At 70.1% G+C, this 19889-nt stretch carries 19 protein-coding genes; 7 read left to right on the top strand and 12 right to left on the bottom strand.

Annotated features, from left to right (window positions below):
- Positions 1-2 precede the first annotated feature (2 nt).
- Together frc and ACZ6TI_RS28435 are read right to left on the bottom strand one after the other, a co-directional pair.
- Positions 3-1229, bottom strand: coding sequence for a formyl-CoA transferase (frc, locus tag ACZ6TI_RS28440; protein ID WP_465348222.1), 1227 nt, complete (start codon positions 1227-1229; stop codon positions 3-5).
- Between the two features lie 163 nt (positions 1230-1392).
- Positions 1393-2679: an MFS transporter gene (locus ACZ6TI_RS28435; protein WP_465348221.1), complete on the bottom strand. Its 1287-nt coding sequence runs from the start codon at positions 2677-2679 to the stop codon at positions 1393-1395.
- A gap of 33 nt (positions 2680-2712) precedes the next feature.
- Here ACZ6TI_RS28435 and ACZ6TI_RS28430 point away from each other — a divergent pair, with 33 nt between their 5' ends.
- Positions 2713-3651 carry a LysR family transcriptional regulator gene (locus ACZ6TI_RS28430; RefSeq protein WP_465348220.1) on the top strand — a complete coding sequence of 313 codons (939 nt, stop codon included), beginning with the start codon at positions 2713-2715 and terminating at the stop codon, positions 3649-3651.
- A 9-nt stretch (positions 3652-3660) separates the two neighbouring features.
- On the opposite strand, the gene ACZ6TI_RS28425 is transcribed toward ACZ6TI_RS28430, so the two are convergent.
- The 4 genes from ACZ6TI_RS28425 to ACZ6TI_RS28410 all read right to left on the bottom strand — a co-directional run bounded on the left by ACZ6TI_RS28425 (position 3661) and on the right by ACZ6TI_RS28410 (position 8604).
- Positions 3661-4860, bottom strand: a complete 1200-nt coding sequence (locus tag ACZ6TI_RS28425; protein ID WP_465348219.1) for a hypothetical protein — start codon at positions 4858-4860, stop codon at positions 3661-3663.
- Positions 4861-4871: 11 nt separating this feature from the next.
- The gene (locus ACZ6TI_RS28420; RefSeq protein WP_465348218.1) at positions 4872-6395 is read right to left on the bottom strand and encodes an alkaline phosphatase D family protein; all 1524 of its coding nucleotides are present in this window, start codon (positions 6393-6395) and stop codon (positions 4872-4874) included.
- A gap of 125 nt (positions 6396-6520) precedes the next feature.
- Positions 6521-7543, bottom strand: coding sequence for a glycoside hydrolase family 26 protein (locus ACZ6TI_RS28415; RefSeq protein ID WP_465348217.1), 1023 nt, complete (start codon positions 7541-7543; stop codon positions 6521-6523).
- Between the two features lie 26 nt (positions 7544-7569).
- Positions 7570-8604 (bottom strand): PQQ-dependent sugar dehydrogenase, encoded by a 1035-nt coding sequence (locus ACZ6TI_RS28410; protein ID WP_465348216.1) that lies wholly within the window; start codon positions 8602-8604, stop codon positions 7570-7572.
- Between the two features lie 115 nt (positions 8605-8719).
- Here ACZ6TI_RS28410 and ACZ6TI_RS28405 point away from each other — a divergent pair, with 115 nt between their 5' ends.
- From ACZ6TI_RS28405 to ACZ6TI_RS28395, 3 genes are all read left to right on the top strand, one after another.
- Positions 8720-9835 carry a WD40/YVTN/BNR-like repeat-containing protein gene (locus ACZ6TI_RS28405; protein ID WP_465348215.1) on the top strand — a complete coding sequence of 372 codons (1116 nt, stop codon included), beginning with the start codon at positions 8720-8722 and terminating at the stop codon, positions 9833-9835.
- Positions 9832-10128, top strand: coding sequence for a MoaD/ThiS family protein (locus ACZ6TI_RS28400; RefSeq protein ID WP_465348214.1), 297 nt, complete (start codon positions 9832-9834; stop codon positions 10126-10128). Before ACZ6TI_RS28405 ends, ACZ6TI_RS28400 begins: the two co-directional genes overlap by 4 nt.
- Before the next feature lie 85 nt (positions 10129-10213).
- On the top strand, positions 10214-12709 hold the full coding sequence (locus ACZ6TI_RS28395; RefSeq protein ID WP_465348213.1) for an alpha-L-arabinofuranosidase C-terminal domain-containing protein: 2496 nt from the start codon (positions 10214-10216) through the stop codon (positions 12707-12709).
- Here ACZ6TI_RS28395 and map read toward each other — a convergent pair.
- The gene (gene map, locus ACZ6TI_RS28390; RefSeq protein ID WP_465348212.1) at positions 12706-13518 is read right to left on the bottom strand and encodes a type I methionyl aminopeptidase; all 813 of its coding nucleotides are present in this window, start codon (positions 13516-13518) and stop codon (positions 12706-12708) included. The two genes, ACZ6TI_RS28395 and map, sit on opposite strands and share 4 nt — an antisense overlap.
- A 90-nt stretch (positions 13519-13608) precedes the next feature.
- Here map and ACZ6TI_RS28385 point away from each other — a divergent pair, with 90 nt between their 5' ends.
- Entirely contained in the window at positions 13609-13875 is a 267-nt protein-coding gene (locus tag ACZ6TI_RS28385; protein ID WP_465348211.1) for a helix-turn-helix domain-containing protein, read from the top strand.
- Here the strand turns inward: ACZ6TI_RS28385 and ACZ6TI_RS28380 are convergent.
- Together ACZ6TI_RS28380 and ACZ6TI_RS28375 are read right to left on the bottom strand one after the other, a co-directional pair.
- Positions 13872-14270, bottom strand: a complete 399-nt coding sequence (locus ACZ6TI_RS28380; protein WP_465348210.1) for a GNAT family N-acetyltransferase — start codon at positions 14268-14270, stop codon at positions 13872-13874. The genes ACZ6TI_RS28385 and ACZ6TI_RS28380 overlap by 4 nt on opposite strands.
- Positions 14239-14790, bottom strand: a complete 552-nt coding sequence (locus ACZ6TI_RS28375) for a putative immunity protein (RefSeq protein ID WP_465348209.1) — start codon at positions 14788-14790, stop codon at positions 14239-14241. Before ACZ6TI_RS28375 ends, ACZ6TI_RS28380 begins: the two co-directional genes overlap by 32 nt.
- Before the next feature lie 26 nt (positions 14791-14816).
- Here ACZ6TI_RS28375 and ACZ6TI_RS28370 point away from each other — a divergent pair, with 26 nt between their 5' ends.
- Positions 14817-15179 (top strand): zeta toxin family protein, encoded by a 363-nt coding sequence (locus ACZ6TI_RS28370; protein WP_465348208.1) that lies wholly within the window; start codon positions 14817-14819, stop codon positions 15177-15179.
- Positions 15140-15919 carry a maleylpyruvate isomerase family mycothiol-dependent enzyme gene (locus tag ACZ6TI_RS28365; protein ID WP_465348207.1) on the top strand — a complete coding sequence of 260 codons (780 nt, stop codon included), beginning with the start codon at positions 15140-15142 and terminating at the stop codon, positions 15917-15919. The genes ACZ6TI_RS28370 and ACZ6TI_RS28365 overlap by 40 nt, the downstream gene beginning before the upstream one ends.
- A 186-nt stretch (positions 15920-16105) precedes the next feature.
- Here ACZ6TI_RS28365 and yjfF read toward each other — a convergent pair whose 3' ends face one another.
- The 3 genes from yjfF to ACZ6TI_RS28350 are packed head-to-tail and all read right to left on the bottom strand — an operon-like array spanning position 16106 to position 19661.
- Positions 16106-17107 (bottom strand): galactofuranose ABC transporter, permease protein YjfF, encoded by a 1002-nt coding sequence (yjfF, locus tag ACZ6TI_RS28360; protein ID WP_465348206.1) that lies wholly within the window; start codon positions 17105-17107, stop codon positions 16106-16108.
- Entirely contained in the window at positions 17104-18138 is a 1035-nt protein-coding gene (locus ACZ6TI_RS28355; RefSeq protein ID WP_465348205.1) for an ABC transporter permease, read from the bottom strand. The genes yjfF and ACZ6TI_RS28355 overlap by 4 nt, the downstream gene beginning before the upstream one ends.
- Positions 18135-19661, bottom strand: a complete 1527-nt coding sequence (locus ACZ6TI_RS28350; protein WP_465348204.1) for a sugar ABC transporter ATP-binding protein — start codon at positions 19659-19661, stop codon at positions 18135-18137. The genes ACZ6TI_RS28355 and ACZ6TI_RS28350 overlap by 4 nt, the downstream gene beginning before the upstream one ends.
- Between the last annotated feature and the right edge of the window lie 228 nt (positions 19662-19889).

The raw sequence follows: 19889 nt of genomic DNA, 5'->3' as shown, positions 1-19889 counted from the left end.
CCTCAGATCGCGCCGGCCGCACGCAGCTCGGCCGTTCGACCGGCGAAGCCGAGCTCGGTGAGAACCTCTTCGGTGTGCTCGCCGAGCAGCGGGGACCGCTCGATCTCGACGGGTGAGTCGGACAGCTTGATCGGGCAGCCGACGGTCTTGAAGACGCCGCGCTGCGGGTGCTCCACCGACACCACCGAGCCGAGCTTCTGCAGGGTGTCGTCCTCGATCAGCTCGCGGGTGGAGAGCACCGGGCCGCACGGGATGTTGTGCGCGTTCAGCTCCTCCATCACCGCCCACTTGGTGTGCTTCTCGGTCCACTCCTCGATCAGCGCGAACATCTTGTCCAGCTTGGACAGTCGCGCCTTCGGGGTGTTCCAGGCCGGGTCGTCGGCGAGTTCCGGGCGGCCGATCAGCTCGGCGATCGGCGTCCAGCCGGCGGGCTGGACGATGACGTAGATGTAGTCGTTCGGGCCGCCGGGCGCGCAGCGCACCGCCCAGCCCGGCTGCCCGCCGCCGGACGCGTTGCCGGACCGCGGCACCTCGTCGCCGAACGAGTCGTTCGGATATTCCCCCAGGCCGCCGTGCGCCAGGCGCTGCTGGTCGCGCAGCTTGACCCGGCACAGGTTGAGCACCGCGTCCTGCATGGCCACCTGCACCCGTTGACCGCGGCCGGTGGTGGTGCGCTGCAGCAGCGCGGCCAGGATGCCGGCCACCAGGTGGATGCCGGTGCCCGAGTCGCCGATCTGCGCACCGGTGGCGGTGGGCGGCCCGTCCTCGAAGCCGGTGGTGCTCATCGCGCCGCCCATGGCCTGCGCGACCACTTCATACGCTTTGAAGCCCGCGTACCGGCCGGGGCCGAAACCCTTGATGGACGCGTACACCAGCTTGGGGTTGATCTCCTGCAGCCGCTCCCACGAGAAGCCGAAGCGGTCGACCACTCCCGGACCGAAGTTCTCGACCAGCACGTCCACTTCGGACAGCAGCTTGGTGAAGATCTCCTTACCCTGGTCATTCTTCATGTTCAGGGTGATACTGCGCTTGTTGCAGTTCAACATCGTGAAATAGAGGCTGTCCACGTCGGGCAGATCACGCAGCTGGCTCCGGGTGATGTCGCCGTGGCCCGGCGCCTCCAGCTTGATGACGTCCGCGCCCAGCCAGGCCAGCAGCTGCGTGGCCGACGGACCCGATTGGACGTGCGTCATGTCGAGGACCCGGACGCCCTCGAGTGCCTTCGTCATCGTCACCCTCCTGTGAAGCAGCGGGGTTAGATTGCATACCGTATTTCGTAGTCAGTATGTTGTCGCATGTAACAGCAATGTGTCCAGAGCGCGTCGCAAACGCATCGATAGACATCCTGAATGGTGACGAAACCGCAGTTCAGACGCCTGCGCGGAGATCGGTTCAGCGGGGCGGCGTCAACATCGGACGGCCCGGCTGGCGCAGACGATAGGCCAACAGCGCACCGATCAGGCCCAGACCGCCGGCCACCGCGAAGGCCGGCGGGTTCAGCAGGCCCGCGGCCAGGCCGATGCCGAGCACGCCGCCGACCGCCTTGCCGGTGTAGACCACGCCATAGTTGGAGAGCGTGGCGTCGCCCCCGAACCAGTCGCGCACCAGGCTGACCAGCAGGGAGTAGCCGGCGCCGGTGCCCACCCCGGCGATCGCGCCACTGAGCACGACGGCCGTCACGTTGCCGGCGTCCACCGCGGCGAGCAGCACGAACTGGGCCACGGCGCCGATCGCGAGCGCGTGCGCCAGGGTGCGGCGGCGGCCGAGGCGGTCGGAGAGGCGGCTGCTCGCGTATCGGCCGAGGCCGGTGGCCAGGGCCAGCGCGGCGATCGAGACGGCCGGCCAGGGCGAGCCGGCCAGCACGGCGATGTCGAAGAAGGCCATCACCGAGGTGCACAGCACGACCACGAACAGGATCGGCAGGACGCCGCTGCGCACGGCCGCGCGCAGGTCGAAGTGGCGCAGGGCAGGCATGTTGTTCGGCAGGCTCCGATTGAGGCTGCGGTCCACCGCCCAGCGCTGCGGGTCGAGGTGCGGGGGCCACCAGTCGCGCGGCGGACGGCGGATCAGGACGGCGGCGGCGATCAGCACACCGGCCACGACGATCGCGGCGACGTCGAGCAACACCGTCTTGCCGCCGCCCTCGATCAGCGGGCCGGCGACGAGCACGAACGGCACGGCGCCATAGCCGAACGCGCCGCTCACCGCGCCGCTGGCGCTCGCGATGCGCTCGGGGAACCACTCGGTGACGGTGCCGAGGCTGACCACATAGGCCAGACCGGTGCCGATGCCGCCGGCCACCGAATAACCGGCGATGGCGACCGCGAGGCTGCCGGTGTGCGCGAGGGCGAGGAGGCCGCCGACGCACAGCACGGCCGCGACGACGAGCAGCGGCGCCGGCCCGCTGCCCGAACGGCGGAAGAGCCAGGCTGCCGGGGCCGCGGATCCGGCCTGGCAGAACACCCAGACGGCGAGGACCAGCAAGCCTTGGCGCAGGGTCCAGCCGTTGGCCGTGACGAAGCCGGGCAGCGCGGCAGCGTACCCGTATTGAAAGAGGCTGACCGCGGCCATCGATAGCCAGGCCAGGCGGAGCATCCACACCCGCGGGCGGCCGAGGAGCTCGGCATCGGTGCTGCCGACCGCGTAGCGGCGGCCGTGCACGTCGCGAATCTCTGCCACAACAAACACCTCCGGTGGTCTACTGTATGCAGTATGTCACAGACGGTGCTGCTGAGAGAGCTCGAATATCTCGTCGCGCTGGCCCGTGAACGCCACTTCGCCAGAGCGGCCGCGGCCTGCCACGTCTCGCAACCGTCGCTGTCCACCGCCATCCGCAAACTGGAGCGCGAGCTGGACGTGCAGATCGTGCTGCGCGGTCACCGATTCGCCGGGCTCACCCCGGAGGGCGAGCGGGTGCTGCTCTGGGCGCACCGCATCCTGGCCGGCGCCGACGCGCTGCACCAGGACCTCGCCTCGATGCGCGGCGAGCTCACCGGCACGCTGCGCTTCGGCGCGATCCCGACCGCGCTGACCGCGGCCGCGTTGCTGGTCACCCCGCTGTGCACCCGGCACCCCGAGGTGCGGGTCTCGCTGGCGTCCCTGACGTCGCGCGAGGTCGCCCCGAGGCTGGCCGACTTCGAGCTGGACGTGGCACTGACCTATCTGGACGACGAGGCGCTGGCCGGCATGCGCTCGCTCCCGCTCTACGAGGAGCGTTACCTGCTGCTCACCCCGCAGGAGGGCGCGCTGGCCGATCGCACCAGCGTCACCTGGGCCGAGGTGTCGAAGCTGCCACTGGTGCTGCTCACCACCCGGATGCGCAACCGGCGGATCATCGACGGGCTGTTCGCCGCGCACGGCCCGGTGCCGCAGCCCGCGGTGGAGACGGACACGGTGGACGCGCTCTATGCGCACATCGCGACCCGCCGCTGGTCCAGCGTGATCGCGCACGCGTGGTTGCACACCTTCGGCGTGCCCGGCGGCATGCGGGTGGTGCCGATGGCGGGCCGCTCCCGCGGCACCCGGATCGGCCTGGTGGTGGCCGACCGCGAGCCTGAGCCCTACATCGTGCGGGCGCTGCTCGACATCGTGCCGGCCGCCGATGTGCGCGGCGTGCTCAACCGGCTGCTCCGCCGCCACCTGGCCCCTTAGGGCCTGTCCCTAGCGATCGTCCGCGTCCTCGGCCGACGTGTCGTTGGTGCCGCCGGCGCCGAGGATGACCTGGTCCCAGGTATTGCCGTCGGTGTCGTCGGTGTAGGCGACGACCAGTTCGTTCCACGGCGAGACGGTGGCGTCCAGTTCGTCCTGCCGCCCGGTCATGGTCGACGCCGCCTGCTGTGCGCCGAGGCGGCCGGTCGCGGTGCCGTCCGGATTCAGGCCGCGGATCCAGTTGTCCGTGTTCGCGGACCAGCCGAGCAGCACCCGGCCCTGGTCGTCCAGGCCGACGCTCGGTGCGGTGCCGGCGGCGGCCTGCACCTCGGTGTGGCGGGGAGCGGCCGACCAGGTGAAGGATCGCGCCCAGATGCCCGGCGTACCGGTCTGGTCGGATTGATAGGTCACCGCGAAGTCGCCGGCGAAGTCCGCGGCGACGGCCGGGCGGGTCTGCCGGCCGGCCGTCGCGGCGTGCGCGACCCGGCGGGTGGTGAGCACCGCGCCGCTCGCCTTCGCCAGCCGGACCAGGCCGACGTCCTCGGCGCCGTCGCCGTCCGCATCCTGCTCCCACACGACGATCGCGTCGCCCGAGGCGGACACGGCGACGTCCGGCCGGTGGTGCGCGCCGCTGTCCTGGCCGGCCGGCACCTCGTACGCCCGGGTGGTGGCCGAGGTGAAACCGGCCGCCCGCACTGTGGTCCGGCCGTTCTGCAGGTCCTCCCAGACCACCGTGAAAGCGACCGCCGTGCTGCTGCCCGGCGTGCCGTCCGGGTCGACCGCGACGGCCGGCCGGATCTGATCGCCGGCCGCGCTCGCGTGCGCCTGCGCGCCGGCGATCTGCGTGCCGGCCGGCGAGAACACCCGGTAGACGATGTTGAACACTCCGTTGCCGTCGCCGTCCTCGGCCCAGACCACCACGGTGTTGCCGCGCTCGTCGATGCCGACGTCCGGGCTGACGTGCGTCCAGTTCGTGCCGGCCGGGCCACCGGCCGACAGCTTCTTCTCCCAGACCGGCGCGCCGTCCTGGAACAGGCGCAGGTAGACGTCGGAGTGGTTGTCGTTCTCCGGCGCCGTGGTGTCGCGGTCGTCCTCCCAGACCACGGCGACGCGGCCGTTGCGGTCCGCGGCGACGGCCGCGTGGTCCTGGTCGCCGGTGGCGACGCTGTTGGCGGTGGTCCAGATCAGAGACGCGACGGCCAGCGAGTACATGGATCCCCTGCCTAGAGACTCTGGAGGCCGAGTCGGCCGTCCGGGATGACGAAGGACCGGACCGTGGTGGCCGGTGCGCCGTGTTCGGTGATCTGCGCGACGGCCCGGAAGTCGGCGCGCATCTCGGTGGGGCTGATCTCGATGCGGGTGTAGCCGCGGCGGTTGGAATAGAAGCGCAGGTGCGGGTTGAGCGGCCGTTCCGGCGTGGTGGTGGTGTCGTCGCCGTCGCCGTCCGAGGTGATCGAGGTGCAGACCAGCTCGGTGCCGATCACCGCGGAGTTCGCGTTCGTGTAGTCGGCCTTGAGGTCGTTGGCCCAGGCCCGGTGCACGTCGCCGGTGAGCACCACGGGGTTGCGCACGTCCCGGTCGCGCCAGCCCTGCTGGATCCGGGCGCGGCTGGCGCGGTAGCCGTCCCAGGCGTCCATGTTGCTCTTCCCGGCCGGGTCCACCATGGCCGCGAAGAACACCTGCTGCCCGAGGATGTCCCAGGTGCCGTAGTGCTGGGCCAGGCCGTCGAGCAGCCAGGTCTCCTGGGCGCCGCCGGTCAGGCTGCGGCCGGTCAGACCGGCGTCGGCGCAGTCCTTCCAGCCGTCGCCGCAGGCCTGGTCGCTGCGGAACTGCCGGGTGTCGAGCAGGTGGAAGGTGGCCAGCCGGCCCCAGCGCACCCGGCGGTAGAGCTGGATGGCGTTGCCGGTGGGCGCGGCGGAAGGCCGCAACGGCATGTTCTCGTAGTACGCGCGGTAGGCGGCGGTCCGGCGGGCGATCCACTGCTCCGAGGTCAGTGCGGGCGTGCTGTCCGCGCGCACGTTGGTGGCGTAGTTGTTCTCCACCTCGTGGTCGTCCGGGACCACCAGCCAGGGCGCGACCGCGTGGGCCGCCTGCAGGTCCTGGTCGGACTTGTACTGCGCATAGCGGCGGCGGTAGTCGGCCAGTGTGACGGTCTCGCCGCCGGCGTGCTGCCGGGTGTGGCCGGTGGTGGCGCCGTACTCGTAGATGTAGTCGCCCAGGTGCAGGATCAGGTCGGGCCGGTCCTCGGCCATCCGGCGGTACGCGGTGAAGTACCCCCATTCGTAGTGCGAGCAGGACGCGAACGCCATCTTCAGGTCACGCCCGAAGGTGCCGCCGGCCGGCGCGGTGCGGGTGCGCCCGACCGGCGACACGTGCCCCTGCGCCTTGAACCGGTAGTAGTACTCGGCGTCCGGCACGAGCCCGCCCGCCACCACGTGGACGGAGTGCGCGTTGGTCCGCACCGCGGTGACCGAGCCGGAGGTGACCAGCGACCGAAAACTGTCGTCGGTGGACACCTGCCACTCCACCGGGACGTCGGCGGTCGGCATGCCCGCGAAACCGTCGGCGGCCAGCGGATCGCGCGCCAGCCGGGTCCACAGCACCACGCTGCCGGCGTCCGGTTCGCCGGAGGCCACGCCGAGCTTGAAGGGAAAGGGCACCGCGGCCCGGCCGGCCCGAGGGGTGAGGGCCACCGCGCCGGCGGTGAGTCCGCCGAGGACGAACGTGCGTCGATGAATCGTCGCCATGCGGCACACGCTCCGGGCGGGGCGTGAATGCCGGATTCAGCGACGGCGACCGCCCGGCGGCCGGCGGCGCAAGAAATCGAGAAGCGTCAACGACGTGCCACCGACCGCCAGACGAACGCGGCGTGTCAGCGCTTCTGATGGGCCAGGTATCTGCGGTTCACAGCCAGCGTCTTCGGGTCCGAGTCGAGCCGCCAGTTCTGACCCTTGATCTCGTGGAAGAACGCGATCTTGGTGAGCCGCGGGAACCGGGTGGTGCGGTAGAGCGCCTCGAGCCACTCCGCCTTCTTCTCGTGCGCGGCCGACCCGATCTCGCCGACCATGAATTCGGCGGTCGGGTGCAGCTTGGTGAGCCGGCGGTACATCGGGCCGATGATGTCCTCCGCTTCGTACTGCGGCGTGCCGTCACCCCGCCATCGCCGGTTGTAACCGTCCACCCCGATCACGTCCACCCACTCCCGGCCCGGCCAGTAGTCCTCGGCGCGGAACTTGCCGAAGTCGACGTGGTTGGGGCAGAACATGAACGCGACGTTGTTCGCCTCCACCCGGCGCGCCATCCCGACGATGCGCCGCCAGGCCAGTTTCCAGGCGCCGGTGTCGCGCACCGCGGAGTCCTTGTGCGCGACCGCCCACGGGTACCAGTCCGCGTTGCTCTCGTGGAACAGCCGGATGATCACCCGGCCCGGGTAGCGCTTGGCGGCGATGAAGTAGTCGGAGAGATAACGGTCCAGCAGGCCGTCGTTGATGTCCGCGAACGGCACGTCGAAGGCTTCCCAGCAGAGCATGCTGTCGTACGGCTGGTCCGGGCGCAGCGCCGCGATCCGGTCGCTGGTCTGGTTGTCCCAGGCGCCGAAGGACTGGAACCAGGAGAACACCGGCAGCTTCGTGCGGAGCACGTTCTCCAAATGCACGTGATCGTCGACCAGCCCCTTGCCGTCCTTGGCCCAGGCCCCGAAGACGGCCCGCTCGGACAGCGGGCCGGTGGTCCGGGCGGGCGGCTTGGTCCAGGTGGGCTCCGCCGAGGGCTTCCGGGTGGACGACGGCGCGGGCTGCGGCGCCGCCGCCTCACCCTTCGCGCTGGACGATGAACACCCGGCAAGAGAGACGGCGGCGCCGGCCGCGGTGATCTCGAGAAGTCGGCGTCGCCTCACGGATAAGAAAGATAGCTGCCGCTGCCTCAGATCGTCGGCCGGAACCGCAAGACTTGATCATCCTGCGCCCCGGGCGTGCCCCGGCCGTCACGGTTGCTGGTGGTCACCCACAGTGCTCCGTCCGGGGCCACGGCCACGCCGCGGAGCCGTCCGTACAGTCCCTGGGCCTCGGCGACCGGCGTGCCGGCCTCCCCTTCGGCGGTCAGCGGGACCACCCAGATCCGGGTGCCGCGCAGCGCCCCGACATACATGATGTTGTTCACAATGGCGGCGCCGCTGGGCGAGGCCTCCGACGTGCGCCAGACCACCAGCGGGTTCCGGAACGCGGGATCGGTCCCGGTGCCCTCGGCGACCGGCCAGCCGTAGTTCACGCCCGGCTCGATCCGGTTGATCTCGTCCCAGGTGTTCTGGCCGAACTCGGTGGCGAACAGCCGGCCCGCGGAGTCCCAGGCCAGCCCCTGCACGTTGCGGTGGCCGTAGCTGTAGACCAGCGTCCCGAACGGGTTGCCGGCCGGCACCTCCCCGGTCGGCGTCATCCGCAGGATCTTGCCGTTGCGGCTGTTCAGATTCTGCGCGTTGGCCGGCACGTTGGCGTCGCCGACCGCGGCATAGAGCAGGCCGTCCGGCCCGAAGGCGATCTGCCCGCCGTTGTGGATCGTGGACCTGGCCAGGCCGCCGAGCACCAGCTCGGGGCTGCCGATCTCGCCCTCGCGGAAGCGCACGATCCGGTTGTCGGCCGAGGTGGTCAGATAGGCGTAGACGAACCGGTCCTCGTCGAACGCCGGGCTGATCGCGAGCCCGAGCAGGCCGCCTTCGCCGGAGGCCAGCACTCCCGGCAGCGCGCCCAGGTCCCGCGGTTCCGCTCCCGGTTCGACGATCCAGACCCTTCCGGTACGCTCCGCGACCACCGCACGGCCGTCCGCGAAGAAGTCGATGCCCCAGGGCACAGTCATGCGGCTGTTGACGGTCTCACCCACGGTGAAGTCGTATTCACCGGCGCTCGCGGTCGCCGCCTGGGCGGCGGGCAGGCCCACCGACGCGGCGACCACAACGGCGCTCATGAGGATGATCCGGACAAGACGGATAGACATAGACCCTAGTGAATACCCCAAACGGGTGATCGTCCAACCGAGATGCGCGATGATGCGCCGTAACCGCAGATGGAGGGGCAGAAAAATGAGCAGAGTTCGAATTCTCGTCGGCACGCGTAAGGGCGCCTTCACGCTGACCTCGGACGCCGCCCGCAAGGACTGGGCGGTCAGCGGGCCGCACTTCGGCGGCTGGGAGGTCTACCACGTCAACGGCTCTCCGGCCGACCCCGACCGGCTCTGGGCCGCCGTCACCACGGGGTGGTACGGCCAGGTCATCCAGCGGTCCGACGACGGCGGCCGATCCTGGGAGCCGGTGGGCAACGACTTCAGCTACCAGAGCGAGGTGGGCGAGCACCTCTGGTACGACGGGACGCCGCGGCCGTGGGAGTTCAAACGGGTCTGGCACCTCGAGCCGTCGCGTACCGACCCGGACACCGTCTATGCCGGGGCCGAGGACGCCGCGCTCTATCGCTCGACCGACGGTGGGCGGCAGTGGACGGAGTTGACCGCGCTGCGTACCCATCGGACCGGTCCGCAGTGGCAGCCCGGCGCCGGCGGCATGTGCCTGCACACGATCATCCTGGATCCGGCGAACGACCAGCGGATCTTCGTGGCGATCTCGGCGGCCGGCGCGTTCCGCACCGACGACGGCGGCGAGTCGTGGCTGCCGATCAACCGCGGCCTGCGGTCCGGTGAGATCCCCGATGAGGATCACGAGGTGGGCCACTGCGTGCACCGCCTGGCGCAGCACCCGACCCGGCCGGACACCCTCTTCATGCAGAAGCACTGGGACGTGATGCGCACCGACGACGCCGGCGGCACCTGGCGCGAGATCAGCGGCGACCTGCCCAGCGACTTCGGCTTCCCGATCGCGGTGCACGCCCACGAGCCGGAGACGGTCTACGTGGTGCCGATCAAGAGCGACTCGGAGCACTACGTGCCGGACGGCAAGCTGCGCGTCTATCGCAGCCGCGGCGGCGAAGAGCGCTGGGAGGCGCTGACCGCCGGCCTGCCGCAGGAGAACTGCTATGTCAACGTGCTGCGCGACGCGATGGCGGTGGACACGCTGGACGACTGCGGCATCTACTTCGGCACCACCGGCGGCCAGGTCTACGCGTCCGCCGACGCCGGCGACTCGTGGGCGCCGATCGTCCGCGACCTGCCCGCGGTGCTGTCCGTGGAAGCTCAGGTGCTGCCGTGATCCGCGTCATCCTGCCGGTGCACCTGCGCACGCTCGCGCGGGTCACCGGCGAGATCGAGGTCGACCTGACCGGCCCGGCCACCCAGCGCGCGCTGCTGGACGCGATCGAGGAGCGCTGGCCCATGCTGCGCGGCACGATGCGCGACCGGCAGTCCGGGGGGCGGCGGGCGCTGGTGCGGTTCTTCGCGTGCGAGGAGGACCTGTCCAACGAATCGCCGGACGCGCCGCTGCCCGACGAGGTGGTCTCCGGAAAGGAACCTTTCCTCATCGTCGGCGCGATGGCCGGCGGCTGATTCTTCGCAAACCGAGATCGCGCGTTCACGAATGGACATTGACGCCCGTCCATGATCGACGGGCTTCCGCGGCTAGCCTGCTGCAATGCGCGGATCCCGGATCCGGCGGCTCGCCGCCGCCCTCATCGCCACTCCCCTGGTCGTCGTGACCGCCGCCGCGCCCGCCTCGGCGGCGCCGGATTACACGATCACGCTCGGCCCGGCCGCCGACGGCCCGGAGATCTCCGATTCGATGTACGGAGTGTTCTTCGAGGACATCAACTCGGCGGCGGACGGCGGCCTCTACGCCGAACTGATCAGGAACCGGTCGTTCGAGTTCCGGCCGGTGGACAACCCGTCCTACACGGCGATGACCTCGTGGACGCGATCGGGCGCGGCGGCCGTCACGGCGGTCGACGACGACCAGCGGATGAACGAGCGCAACCGCACGTACCTCCGGATGGACCTGGCGGGCGGCACGGCCGCGGTGACCAACGGTGGCTACGCGGGCGGCATCGCGGTGCGGCCCGGCTCACGCTACGACTTCTCGGTGTGGGCACGCGGTGACACCGGCACGCCCCTGACGATCACGTTGCATGACGCCGCCGGTCAGGCCCTCGCGCGGCCGCTCGCCGTGGCGGTGAGCGGCGACGGCTGGCGGAAGTACAGCGGGACCTTCCGGGCGACCGGCGGCTCGGACGCCGGCCGGCTGACCGTCGCCGCCACCGGGAGCGGCACGTTGCGGCTGGACATGGTTTCGCTGTTCCCGCGGGACACGTTCCGGGACCGGCCCAACGGGCTGCGGCGTGATCTGGCCCAGAAGATCGCGGCACTGCACCCCGGGTTCGTGCGGTTCCCCGGCGGCTGCCTGGTCAACACCAACAGCCACTATGCGTACGACGCGGCGTCGAACTATCCGCGGGCCCGCTCCTATCAGTGGAAGGACACCGTCGGGCCGGTCGAGACGCGGGCCACCAACGCCAACTTCTGGGGCTACAACCAGAGTTACGGGCTCGGCTACTTCGAGTACTTCCAATTCGCCGAGGACATCGGGGCGATGGCCCTGCCGGTGCTGCCGGCCCTGGTCACCGGCTGTGGGCAGAACCGGGCGACCGACGACGAAGCGTTGCTGCGGCGGCACATCCAGGACGCGCTCGACCTGATCGAGTTCGCCAACGGGCCAGTCACCACGATGTGGGGCGGGCTGCGCGCGGAGATGGGGCACCCGGCGCCGTTCGGGCTGACCCACGTGGCGGTGGGCAACGAGGAGAATCTGCCGGATCAGTACTTCGCCAACTTCCTGCGCTTCCGGGACGCGATCAAAGCGGCGTACCCGTCAATGGTGGTGGTCGGCAATTCCGGCCCGGACGATCAGGGCGTGACGTTCGACCGGTTGTGGTCGCTCAATCGGGCGGCGGGCACCGACATGGTCGACGAGCATTACTACAACAGCCCGTCCTGGTTCCTGCAGAACAATCGGCGCTACGACAGTTACGACCGCAACGGCCCCAAGGTGTTCCTCGGCGAATACGCGTCGCAGAACAACCGGCTGTTCAACGCGCTGTCCGAGGCGGCCTACATGACCGGCCTGGAACGCAACGCCGACGTGGTCAAGCTGGCGTCCTATGCGCCCCTGCTGGCCAGTGTGGACAACACGCAATGGACGCCGGACATGATCTGGTTCGACAACCGGACGTCGTGGGGCTCGACCAGTTACCAGGTGCAGAAGCTGTTCATGAACAACGTCGGCGACCGGGTGGTGCCGAGCCGTGCGACCGGCCAGGTGATCGAACCGCAGCCGATCACCGGCTCGATCGGGCTGTCGACCTGGGCGACGGCCGCGCGTTATGACGACATCCGGGTGACCGCGCCGGACGGCACCCCGCTGTTCAGCGACGATTTCTCCGCGGGCGCCGGAAACTGGTCGCCGTTGGCCGGGCGCGGAAACTGGTCGGTGATCGACGGCGCCTATGCGCAGACCGACGTCACCGCGGAGAACACGCTGACCGCCGCGCGCGACCTTTCCCTGACCGACTACGACATGACGCTGACCGCGACCAAGACGGCCGGCAACGAGGGATTCCTGATCGCGTTCGGCGTCAAGAACGCGGAAAACCTCTACTGGTGGAACCTCGGCGGCTGGAACAACACGCAGGGCGCCGTGGAGAAGATGACCGGCGGGGCGAAGGAACAACTGCTCACCCGTCCCGATTCGGTGGTGACAGGCCAGACCTACAACCTCAAGATCTCGGTACGCGGCACGCAGGTGCAGTTGTTCGTCGACGGCGCATTGTGGGGTTCGTTCGCGGACAACCGGGCGTCGGAGCCGTTCGCTCAGGTCGTCACCCAGGACGGCGCCGACCTCATCGTCAAGGTGGTGAACGCCCAGGACAGCCCGGCCGTGACGGCTCTGGACCTCGGCGGCCGGCGGGTCGCCTCGCGGGCGACCCAGACGGTGATCACCGGTGATCCGCAGGCCGTGAACACCGGCACCTCGCAGCCGGTCCTGCCGGTCACCTCGACCGTCACCGGCGTCGCCTCCACCTTCACGCACACGTTCCCGGCCAACTCGGTGACGTTCCTGCGGGTCCGCACTCGTTAGGAGGCCGTGGCGGACTTCCTGGACGGTTCGGTCACGGCATCGGCGGGGCGGCTGGTCAAGACCTGAGGTCCGGACGGCGTGATGGCGATGGTGTGCTCCGAGTGCGCGGTGTTGGAGCCGTCGGCCGAGCGGATTGTCCAGCCGTCGTCGTCGTACTTGATCTTGTCGGTGGATCGGCAGAGCCAGGGTTCGATGGCCAGCGTCAGGCCGGGCTCCAGCTTCATGCCGCGGTGGGGACGGCCGTCGTTCGAGACGTGCGGGGCCTCGTGCATGGTGCGCCCGATGCCGTGGCCGCCGAACTCGCCGTTGACGCCGTATCCGTAGGAGTGGGCGACCGCTCCGATCGCGGCGGAGATGTCGCCGAGCCGCCCGCCGGGCTGGGCGGCGGTGATGGCGGCCGCCAGCGCGACCTCGGTGGCCTCGATCAGCTTCAGGTCGGCCGGGTCGGGGACGCCGACGACGAAGGAGAGCGCCGAGTCGGCGACCCACCCGCCGATGCCGAGTGCCATGTCGATGCTGAGCAGGTCGCCGTCGCGCAGCACGTAGTCGTGGGGGAGGCCGTGCAGCACCGCGTCGTTGACCGACAGGCACAGCACGTTGCGGAACGGGCCGCGACCGAACGAGGGGGCGTAGTCCCAATAGCAGGACTCGGCGCCGCGTTCCTTGATCCGGCGGCGGGCGTGGTGTTCGAGGTCCATCAGGTTGACGCCGACCGCGGCGACCCCGTTCAGCTCGGCGAGCAGTTCGCCGACGAACTGGCCGGCCACCGCCATCCGGGCGATCTCCCCGGCGGACTTGAGCTCGATCACGACAGCCTCCCTCTCCCGATGCGGTATTTTAATACCAGTATTTTTATACCACCCCCGGTCGGGGCCGCTGCGGAGGGATATCCTGCTGGCATGGTTCGCCAACCGCTCACCGCCGAACAGATCGCTGCGGGCCAGCGCCTCGGCGTCGCCCTCCGGGCCGCGCGGGCCGGCCGCAGCCTCGTCGAGGTGGCCCTGGCGGCCGGCATGTCTCCCGAGACGCTACGCAAGATCGAGGCGGGCCGCCTGCCGGCGCCGGCCTTCGGCACGGTGGTCTGCCTCAGTCAGGCCCTCGACGTGCCGCTCAGCGACCTGGCCGACGTCTGGCTGGCCGACATGCCCATCGGCCAGGCCTCTTAGGCTTTGTGGAAGGGATAGAGGCGGAAGCCGGGCTTTTCGAAGTGCGGGAACGAGCGGTAGAAGCCGGTGGCGCCGTCCTCGCTCAGCGTGTCGAGGCGTTCCCCGCCGGCGAGTCGCAGGCCCTCGACGACCAGCCGGCGGCCGATCCCGGTGGCCCGCTGGGAGACGTCGACCAGCAGGGTCGCGAGAAACGCCTGCACCTCCCCGTCGCTGAACAGTTCAGCGAAACCGACCACGTCGGCGCCGTCGACCGCGACCACCGTCGTGACGCCCGGGGCGGTCAGGATGCGCAGCGCCCGCGCCGGATCCGACGGGAAGGACGGCCAGCCCTCCGCTTCGCACAGGCGAAGGACGCCGGGCAGGTCATCGGGCTCGAACTTGCGGATCTCGGCCATCGGACGATCGTAGGGACTCGTCCAGCCGGCGCATCAGCTCTCCGGCCGGGCCGCCGCCGGGCGGCGCGGACGGGTAGCGCCTCAGGACGTCGATGACGACGGGATTCGCTCGATCCCGCGCCCGCGTCAGGTGATCGGCCGGGTCGTCACCGACGGCCAGCTCGAACGCTCGCGCGGCGTGTGCGGCCGCTCCGACGATGTGCTTGACCTGGGTCGCCTTGGCGAGCGGATGAAGATAGGCGGCGCCGCACGTGGCCATGGCGGCGCGCGCGGCGTCGACAGCGGCGAGTTGCCCGGCATCCCGGGCGTCATGGGCCGCCCGTTGCGCCGCCCAGGCGCAGTCCCGGATCGCCTTGGTGCGCCTGCCGCCGTCCGCGAACACCTGCGCGGCCTCGATCGCGTCGCGGGGCCGCCGATCATCGGGGCGCTCGCGTTCGAAGACCTCCAGAGCGGGCCGGGCGCACGCGGCCGCATAGCCGGCGATCTCGCGAAGCTCGGCGAGGCTGAGTTCGATCGTCATGACCCCATCCTCGACCCGGTAGCTTCGTGGGCGTGCATCAACCGCCGCGGGCTCTGCTGATCAACGGCACGGTCGGGGCGGGCAAGACCTCGGTGGCCGAGGCGCTCGGGGATCTGCTGACCGAGGCCGGGGTGGCGAACGCGGTCATCGACGTCGACTGGCTCCGGCAGTCGTGGCCGCACCCGCCCGACTGGGCTGGCATCTCCACCGCTCCGGTGAACTGGACGACATTCTCCGGGGGGCGGGGGTCGAGGATGTCGTGGTCGATGCGACCACGGGATCTGTTCGCGAGGTGGCCGCCGCGGTCAGAGGGGCAGCCCGCTGGTGAGGATGGTGGTAGACATCCCGGGTGGAAGAGACTCTGGCGTTTCCGGAACTGTTGCGGCTGATCGACGAACGGTCGGCGGCCTTCGTCGCCGCGCTGGGCGCCGCGCCCGATCTCGACAAGCCGGTGCCGAGCTGTCCGGGGTGGGCGCTGCACGACCTGGCGCAGCACCTGGGCGACGGCCGGCGCAAGTGGGCGGCCATCGTCGCCGCCGGTCCCGCCGCCGCTCCCCCGATCAGGTCCGTGTCGGAAGCGCCGCGGGAGCGCGAGGCCCTGCTCGCCTGGTTGGCGGGCTCGACCGAGGAGATGCTGGACGCGCTGCGCGAGGCGGGACCGGACCGCGAATGCTGGACGTGGTGGGACCGCTCGGAGTCGCCGCAGACCAGCGGCGCCGCGGCCCGGCACCAGGTCCATGAGATCGCGGTGCACACCTACGACATCCAACTCACCCTGGGCGACCCGCAGCCGCTGCCGCACGACGTGGCCGTGGACGGCGTCGGCGAGTTCCTGTCCACCAGTTGCGCGGGCGCCTACCGCTGGCCGCACGAACCTGCCGCCGTCGACTACCGGATCACCGATGGCCCCGTCTGGCGACTTTCACTCGCCGCCGACGGCGCGCGCCTCAGCCGTCTCCCGGCGCCGGCCAGAGAAGCCGGCGAGGCCGGGGAGGCCGACGCCTCCGTCGAGGGCTCGGCGAGTGACCTGGTCCTGGCCCTCTACGGCCGCGTCCCGGTCGACTCCCTGAAGCTCGGCGGCGACCGCCGCCAGTTCGACCTGCTCCTGGACTGGGACCCAGACGCTTAGTGGTAGCTCAGGCGTGCATCCGTGGCCCGGATTTACGGCTGGGCTACCAGTTTGGGGTTGGGTGGGTTGCAGTCCGCTTGAAGGGTGCGCGCCTTGCTTTGGACGCGTCAGCGGCCATGAGGTGCACGCCCGGCCCCGCGGGAGCTGCGGTCCGCAACCCCGACGGACCTGGGAAATCAGATCCTGTTAAGGGGTTCGGCGGACGACCGTGCGCTGCAACAGGACGAAGACGAACAACAGGGCCCCGATGACGATGCGGGTCCACCAGGAGCTCAGCGTGCCCTGGAACGTGATGATGGTCTGGATCAGGCCGAGGACCGTGATGCCCAGGACGGTGCCGACCACGTAGCCCGAGCCGCCGGTCAGCAGCGTCCCGCCGATCACCACCGCCGCGATCGCGTCCAGCTCCATGCCGATCGCGTGCAGCGGGTCGCCCGAGGACATGTAGAAGCTCAGCAGCAGGCCGCCGATCGCCGAGCACAGGCCGCTGATCGTGTAGACGCCGATGCGGGTGCGTCCCACGCCCAGGCCCATCAGCATCGCCGAGTTCGCGTTGCCGCCGATGGCATAGATCGTGCGGCCCATCCGGGTCCACGCCAGCACCACCGCGGCGATCAGGACCACCACGGCGGCGATCAGCACGCTCGGGGTGATCGTGTACGTGCCGATCGGGATGCGCTGCTGGGCCGTGGTCTTCCAGAACGGGTCGTTGATCGAGATGGACGACGTGCTGATCACGTAGCAGAGGCCGCGCGCCAGGAACATGCCCGCCAGCGTGACGATGAACGGCTGGATCTCGAAGAAGTGGATCACGCAGCCCATCACGAAACCGAGGCCGGCGCCCATGATCAGGACGGCGATCATCGCCGCCGGTGCGGGCCAGCCGTCGTTCAGCATCGTCGCGCAGACCATCGTGGTCAGCGCGACCACCGAGCCCACCGACAGGTCGATGCCGCCGGTCAGGATCACGAACGTCATGCCGATCGCGACGACCAGCAGGAACGAGTTGTCGATGAAGATGTTCAGCAGGATCTGGGTGTTGTAGAAGCCCTCGTAGTTGGCGATCCCGATGGTGTACATGATGCCGAGCAGCACCAGCGTGCCGAGCACCGGCACGTATTTGCGGATCGTCCAGGCGCGGCGCTTGGTGTTGATGACCTCGGCGGCGGGCGCGGCAGTGTCGATCATGCGGAGGCCTCCGCCGGAGAGGTGGTCAGGGCGCGCCGGCGGCGTGCCCGGGAAATCTTGCGACGGAACACCGGGGACTGCATGAGGCACAGGATGATCACGACCAGCGCCTTGAACAGCTGGGTGGTCTGGGCCGGCACTCCGGTGGTGTAGATCGTGGTGTCCAGTGCCTGGATGAGCAGCGCGCCGAGGACCGTGCCGGCGATCGAGAAGCGGCCGCCGGCCAGTGACGTGCCGCCGATCACCACCGCGAGGATCGCGTTGAGCTCGATCAGGCTGCCGACCGCGTTGCCGTCCGCGCTGGACACGTTCGCCGTGGCCATCAGGCCCGCGATGCCCGCGCACAGGCCGGTGAACGCATAGACCGACCAGATCAGCGTGCGCGACTGGATGCCGGCCAGACGGCTGGCCCGCGCGTTGCCGCCGACCGACTCGACCAGCATGCCGAGCGCGGTGCGGCGGGTGAGCAGCACGGTCAGCGCCACCACCACGGCCGCGATGATCACCGCGAACGGGAAGGTCAGCCAGTATCCGGCGCCGATGAAGCGGTAGGCGGGCGAGTTCACCGTGATGATCTGGCCCTCGGTGATCAGCTGGGCCAGGCCGCGCCCGGCGACCATCAGGATCAGGGTCGCGATGATCGGTTGCAGCCCCACGACGGCGACCAGGAAGCCGTTCCAGACGCCGAGCAGCACGGCCAGCGCAACCGCCATCAGGCACGCCACCAGCACGCCGCCGATCGCGCCCTGGTCGGGCAGCCCGGCGATGTGCAGGCAGGCCAGCGCGCCGGCCACCGACATCACCGAGCCGACCGACAGGTCGATGCCGCCGGTCGCGATCACCAGCGTCATGCCGACCGAGACCAGGATCAGCGGCGCGCTCAGCCGCAGGATGTCGATCAGGCTGCCGTAGAGGTGGCCCTGACGCACCTCGATGGAGAAGAACGACGGCGTGAAGAACAGGTTGCTGACCAGCAGCACGACCAGCGCGAGCGCGGGCCAGAACAGCCGGTGCTTGACCACGGACCTCACTTGGTCACCCCGCTCGCGATCGCGTTCATGATCAGGTCGGCGTCCACCTCGTCGGTGTTCTCCACCTGGGTGACCACCACGCGGTCGCGCAGCACCGCGATCTTGTGGCTCAGCCGCAGCACCTCCTCCAGCTCGGCGGAGATGAAGAGCACCGCGAGGCCGTCGCCGGCCAGCTTCACCACCAGGCGCTGGATGTCCGCCTTGGCGCCGACGTCGATGCCCCGGGTCGGCTCGTCCAGGATCAGCAGCCGCGGCTCGGTGATCAGCCAGCGGGCGAGCAGCACCTTCTGCTGGTTGCCGCCGGACAGGTTGCGCACCGGGATGTTCGGGTCGTCGGGCCGGATGTGCAGCGCCTTGATGTAACGCTCGACCAGCTCGTCCTGCTGCCGCCGCGGCACCGGGCGCGCCCAGCCACGGCTCGCCTGCAAGGCGAGAATGACATTCTCCCGCACGGTGAGTTCCTCGATCAGGCCCTCGGTCCGGCGGTTCTCCGACAGGTACGCGATGTCGCGCGCCATCGCCGACCGTGGCCCGCGCAGGGTGGCCGGCACCCCGTCGATCTTCAGCTCGCCGGTGTCCATCTTGTCCGCCCCGAACAGCAGCCGCGCCAGCTCGGACCGGCCGGAACCGAGCAACCCGGCCAGCCCGACCACCTCGCCGGCGTGGATGGTGAGGCTGAACGGCGCGATCGCCCCGGTGCGCCCGACCCGGTCCGCGGCGATCAGCGGCTCCGACGACTCGAGGTCGCGCAGGTCGGGTTTGGCCTGCTCCTCGATGCTCTCCAGGGCCTGCAGCTCCTTGCCGATCATCTTCTCCACCAGGTCGCGCTGCGGCAGCTCGGCGGTCTTGAACTCGCCCACCAGCCGGCCGTTGCGCAGCACCGTGATGCGGTCCGAGATCTCGTAGACCTGGTCCAGGAAGTGCGTCACGAAGACGATCGCGAGGCCCTGGTCGCGCAGCCCGCGGATGACCCGGAACAGCTGTTCCACCTCGCCCGCGTCGAGGCTGGAGGTGGGCTCGTCGAGGATCAGGATCTTCGCCGAGATGTCCACCGCGCGGGCGATCGCGACCATCTGCTGCACCGCGATCGAGTGCGCGGCGAGCACCGATCCGGAGTCGATGTCGATGCCCAGCGAGCCGAGCAGCTCAGCGGCCTTGGACCGCATCGCGCGGAACGAGATCATCCCGAGCCGGCGCGGCTCGCGGCCGATGTAGATGTTCTCCGCCACCGACAGGTTGGGGCAGAGGTTGATCTCCTGGTAGACGGTGCTGACGCCGGCGCTCTGCGCCGCCTTCGGGCCGGAGAATTCGACCGGTACGCCGTTGAGCGCGATCGTGCCGTCGTCGATCTCGTAGACGCCGGTGAGCACCTTGATCAGCGTGGACTTGCCGGCGCCGTTCTCACCCATCAGGGCGTGCACCTCGCCGGGGAAGAGCCGGAAGTCCACCCCCTCGAGGGCGACCACGCCCGGGAACCGTTTGCCGACGCCCTGCATGGCGAGAATCGGCGCGCTGTCCACCATCGATGTCGTCCCCTTCGGCCGGTGGGCCGCGCGCTGCCGACCTGATCCACTTCCGTGATCGGCGGCGGCGCGGCGTGCGGTTTGGTGCGCTGTAGACCTGATTCACGAAGTGATCGGGGTGGCGCGCGGCGTGCGGTTTCGTGCGCTGTAGACCTGATTCACGGAGTGACCGGGGGTTACGCGCGGCGTGCGGTTGGTGCGAATTGCGGCCGGGCCGGAGCCATGCGG

The organism is Actinoplanes sp. NPDC051388 (assembly GCF_055586225.1).
Note: the sequence above shows the minus strand (reverse complement) of the source record. Positions and strands in the feature narration are given on the sequence as shown.

Excerpts from the sequence above, each read along its gene's own strand:
- ACZ6TI_RS28395 (WP_465348213.1), top strand. The coding sequence starts at position 10,214 with ATGCGCGGATCCCGGATCCGGCGGCTCGCCGCCGCCCTCATCGCCACT.
- yjfF (WP_465348206.1), bottom strand. The coding sequence starts at position 17,107 with ATGATCGACACTGCCGCGCCCGCCGCCGAGGTCATCAACACCAAGCGC.
- ACZ6TI_RS28410 (WP_465348216.1), bottom strand. The coding sequence starts at position 8,604 with ATGAGCGCCGTTGTGGTCGCCGCGTCGGTGGGCCTGCCCGCCGCCCAG.
- ACZ6TI_RS28380 (WP_465348210.1), bottom strand. The coding sequence starts at position 14,270 with ATGGCCGAGATCCGCAAGTTCGAGCCCGATGACCTGCCCGGCGTCCTT.
- ACZ6TI_RS28405 (WP_465348215.1), top strand. The coding sequence starts at position 8,720 with ATGAGCAGAGTTCGAATTCTCGTCGGCACGCGTAAGGGCGCCTTCACG.
- ACZ6TI_RS28350 (WP_465348204.1), bottom strand. The coding sequence starts at position 19,661 with ATGGTGGACAGCGCGCCGATTCTCGCCATGCAGGGCGTCGGCAAACGG.
- ACZ6TI_RS28430 (WP_465348220.1), top strand. The coding sequence starts at position 2,713 with ATGTCACAGACGGTGCTGCTGAGAGAGCTCGAATATCTCGTCGCGCTG.
- ACZ6TI_RS28425 (WP_465348219.1), bottom strand. The coding sequence starts at position 4,860 with ATGTACTCGCTGGCCGTCGCGTCTCTGATCTGGACCACCGCCAACAGC.
- frc (WP_465348222.1), bottom strand. The coding sequence starts at position 1,229 with ATGACGAAGGCACTCGAGGGCGTCCGGGTCCTCGACATGACGCACGTC.
- ACZ6TI_RS28375 (WP_465348209.1), bottom strand. The coding sequence starts at position 14,790 with ATGACGATCGAACTCAGCCTCGCCGAGCTTCGCGAGATCGCCGGCTAT.
- ACZ6TI_RS28385 (WP_465348211.1), top strand. The coding sequence starts at position 13,609 with ATGGTTCGCCAACCGCTCACCGCCGAACAGATCGCTGCGGGCCAGCGC.
- ACZ6TI_RS28420 (WP_465348218.1), bottom strand. The coding sequence starts at position 6,395 with ATGGCGACGATTCATCGACGCACGTTCGTCCTCGGCGGACTCACCGCC.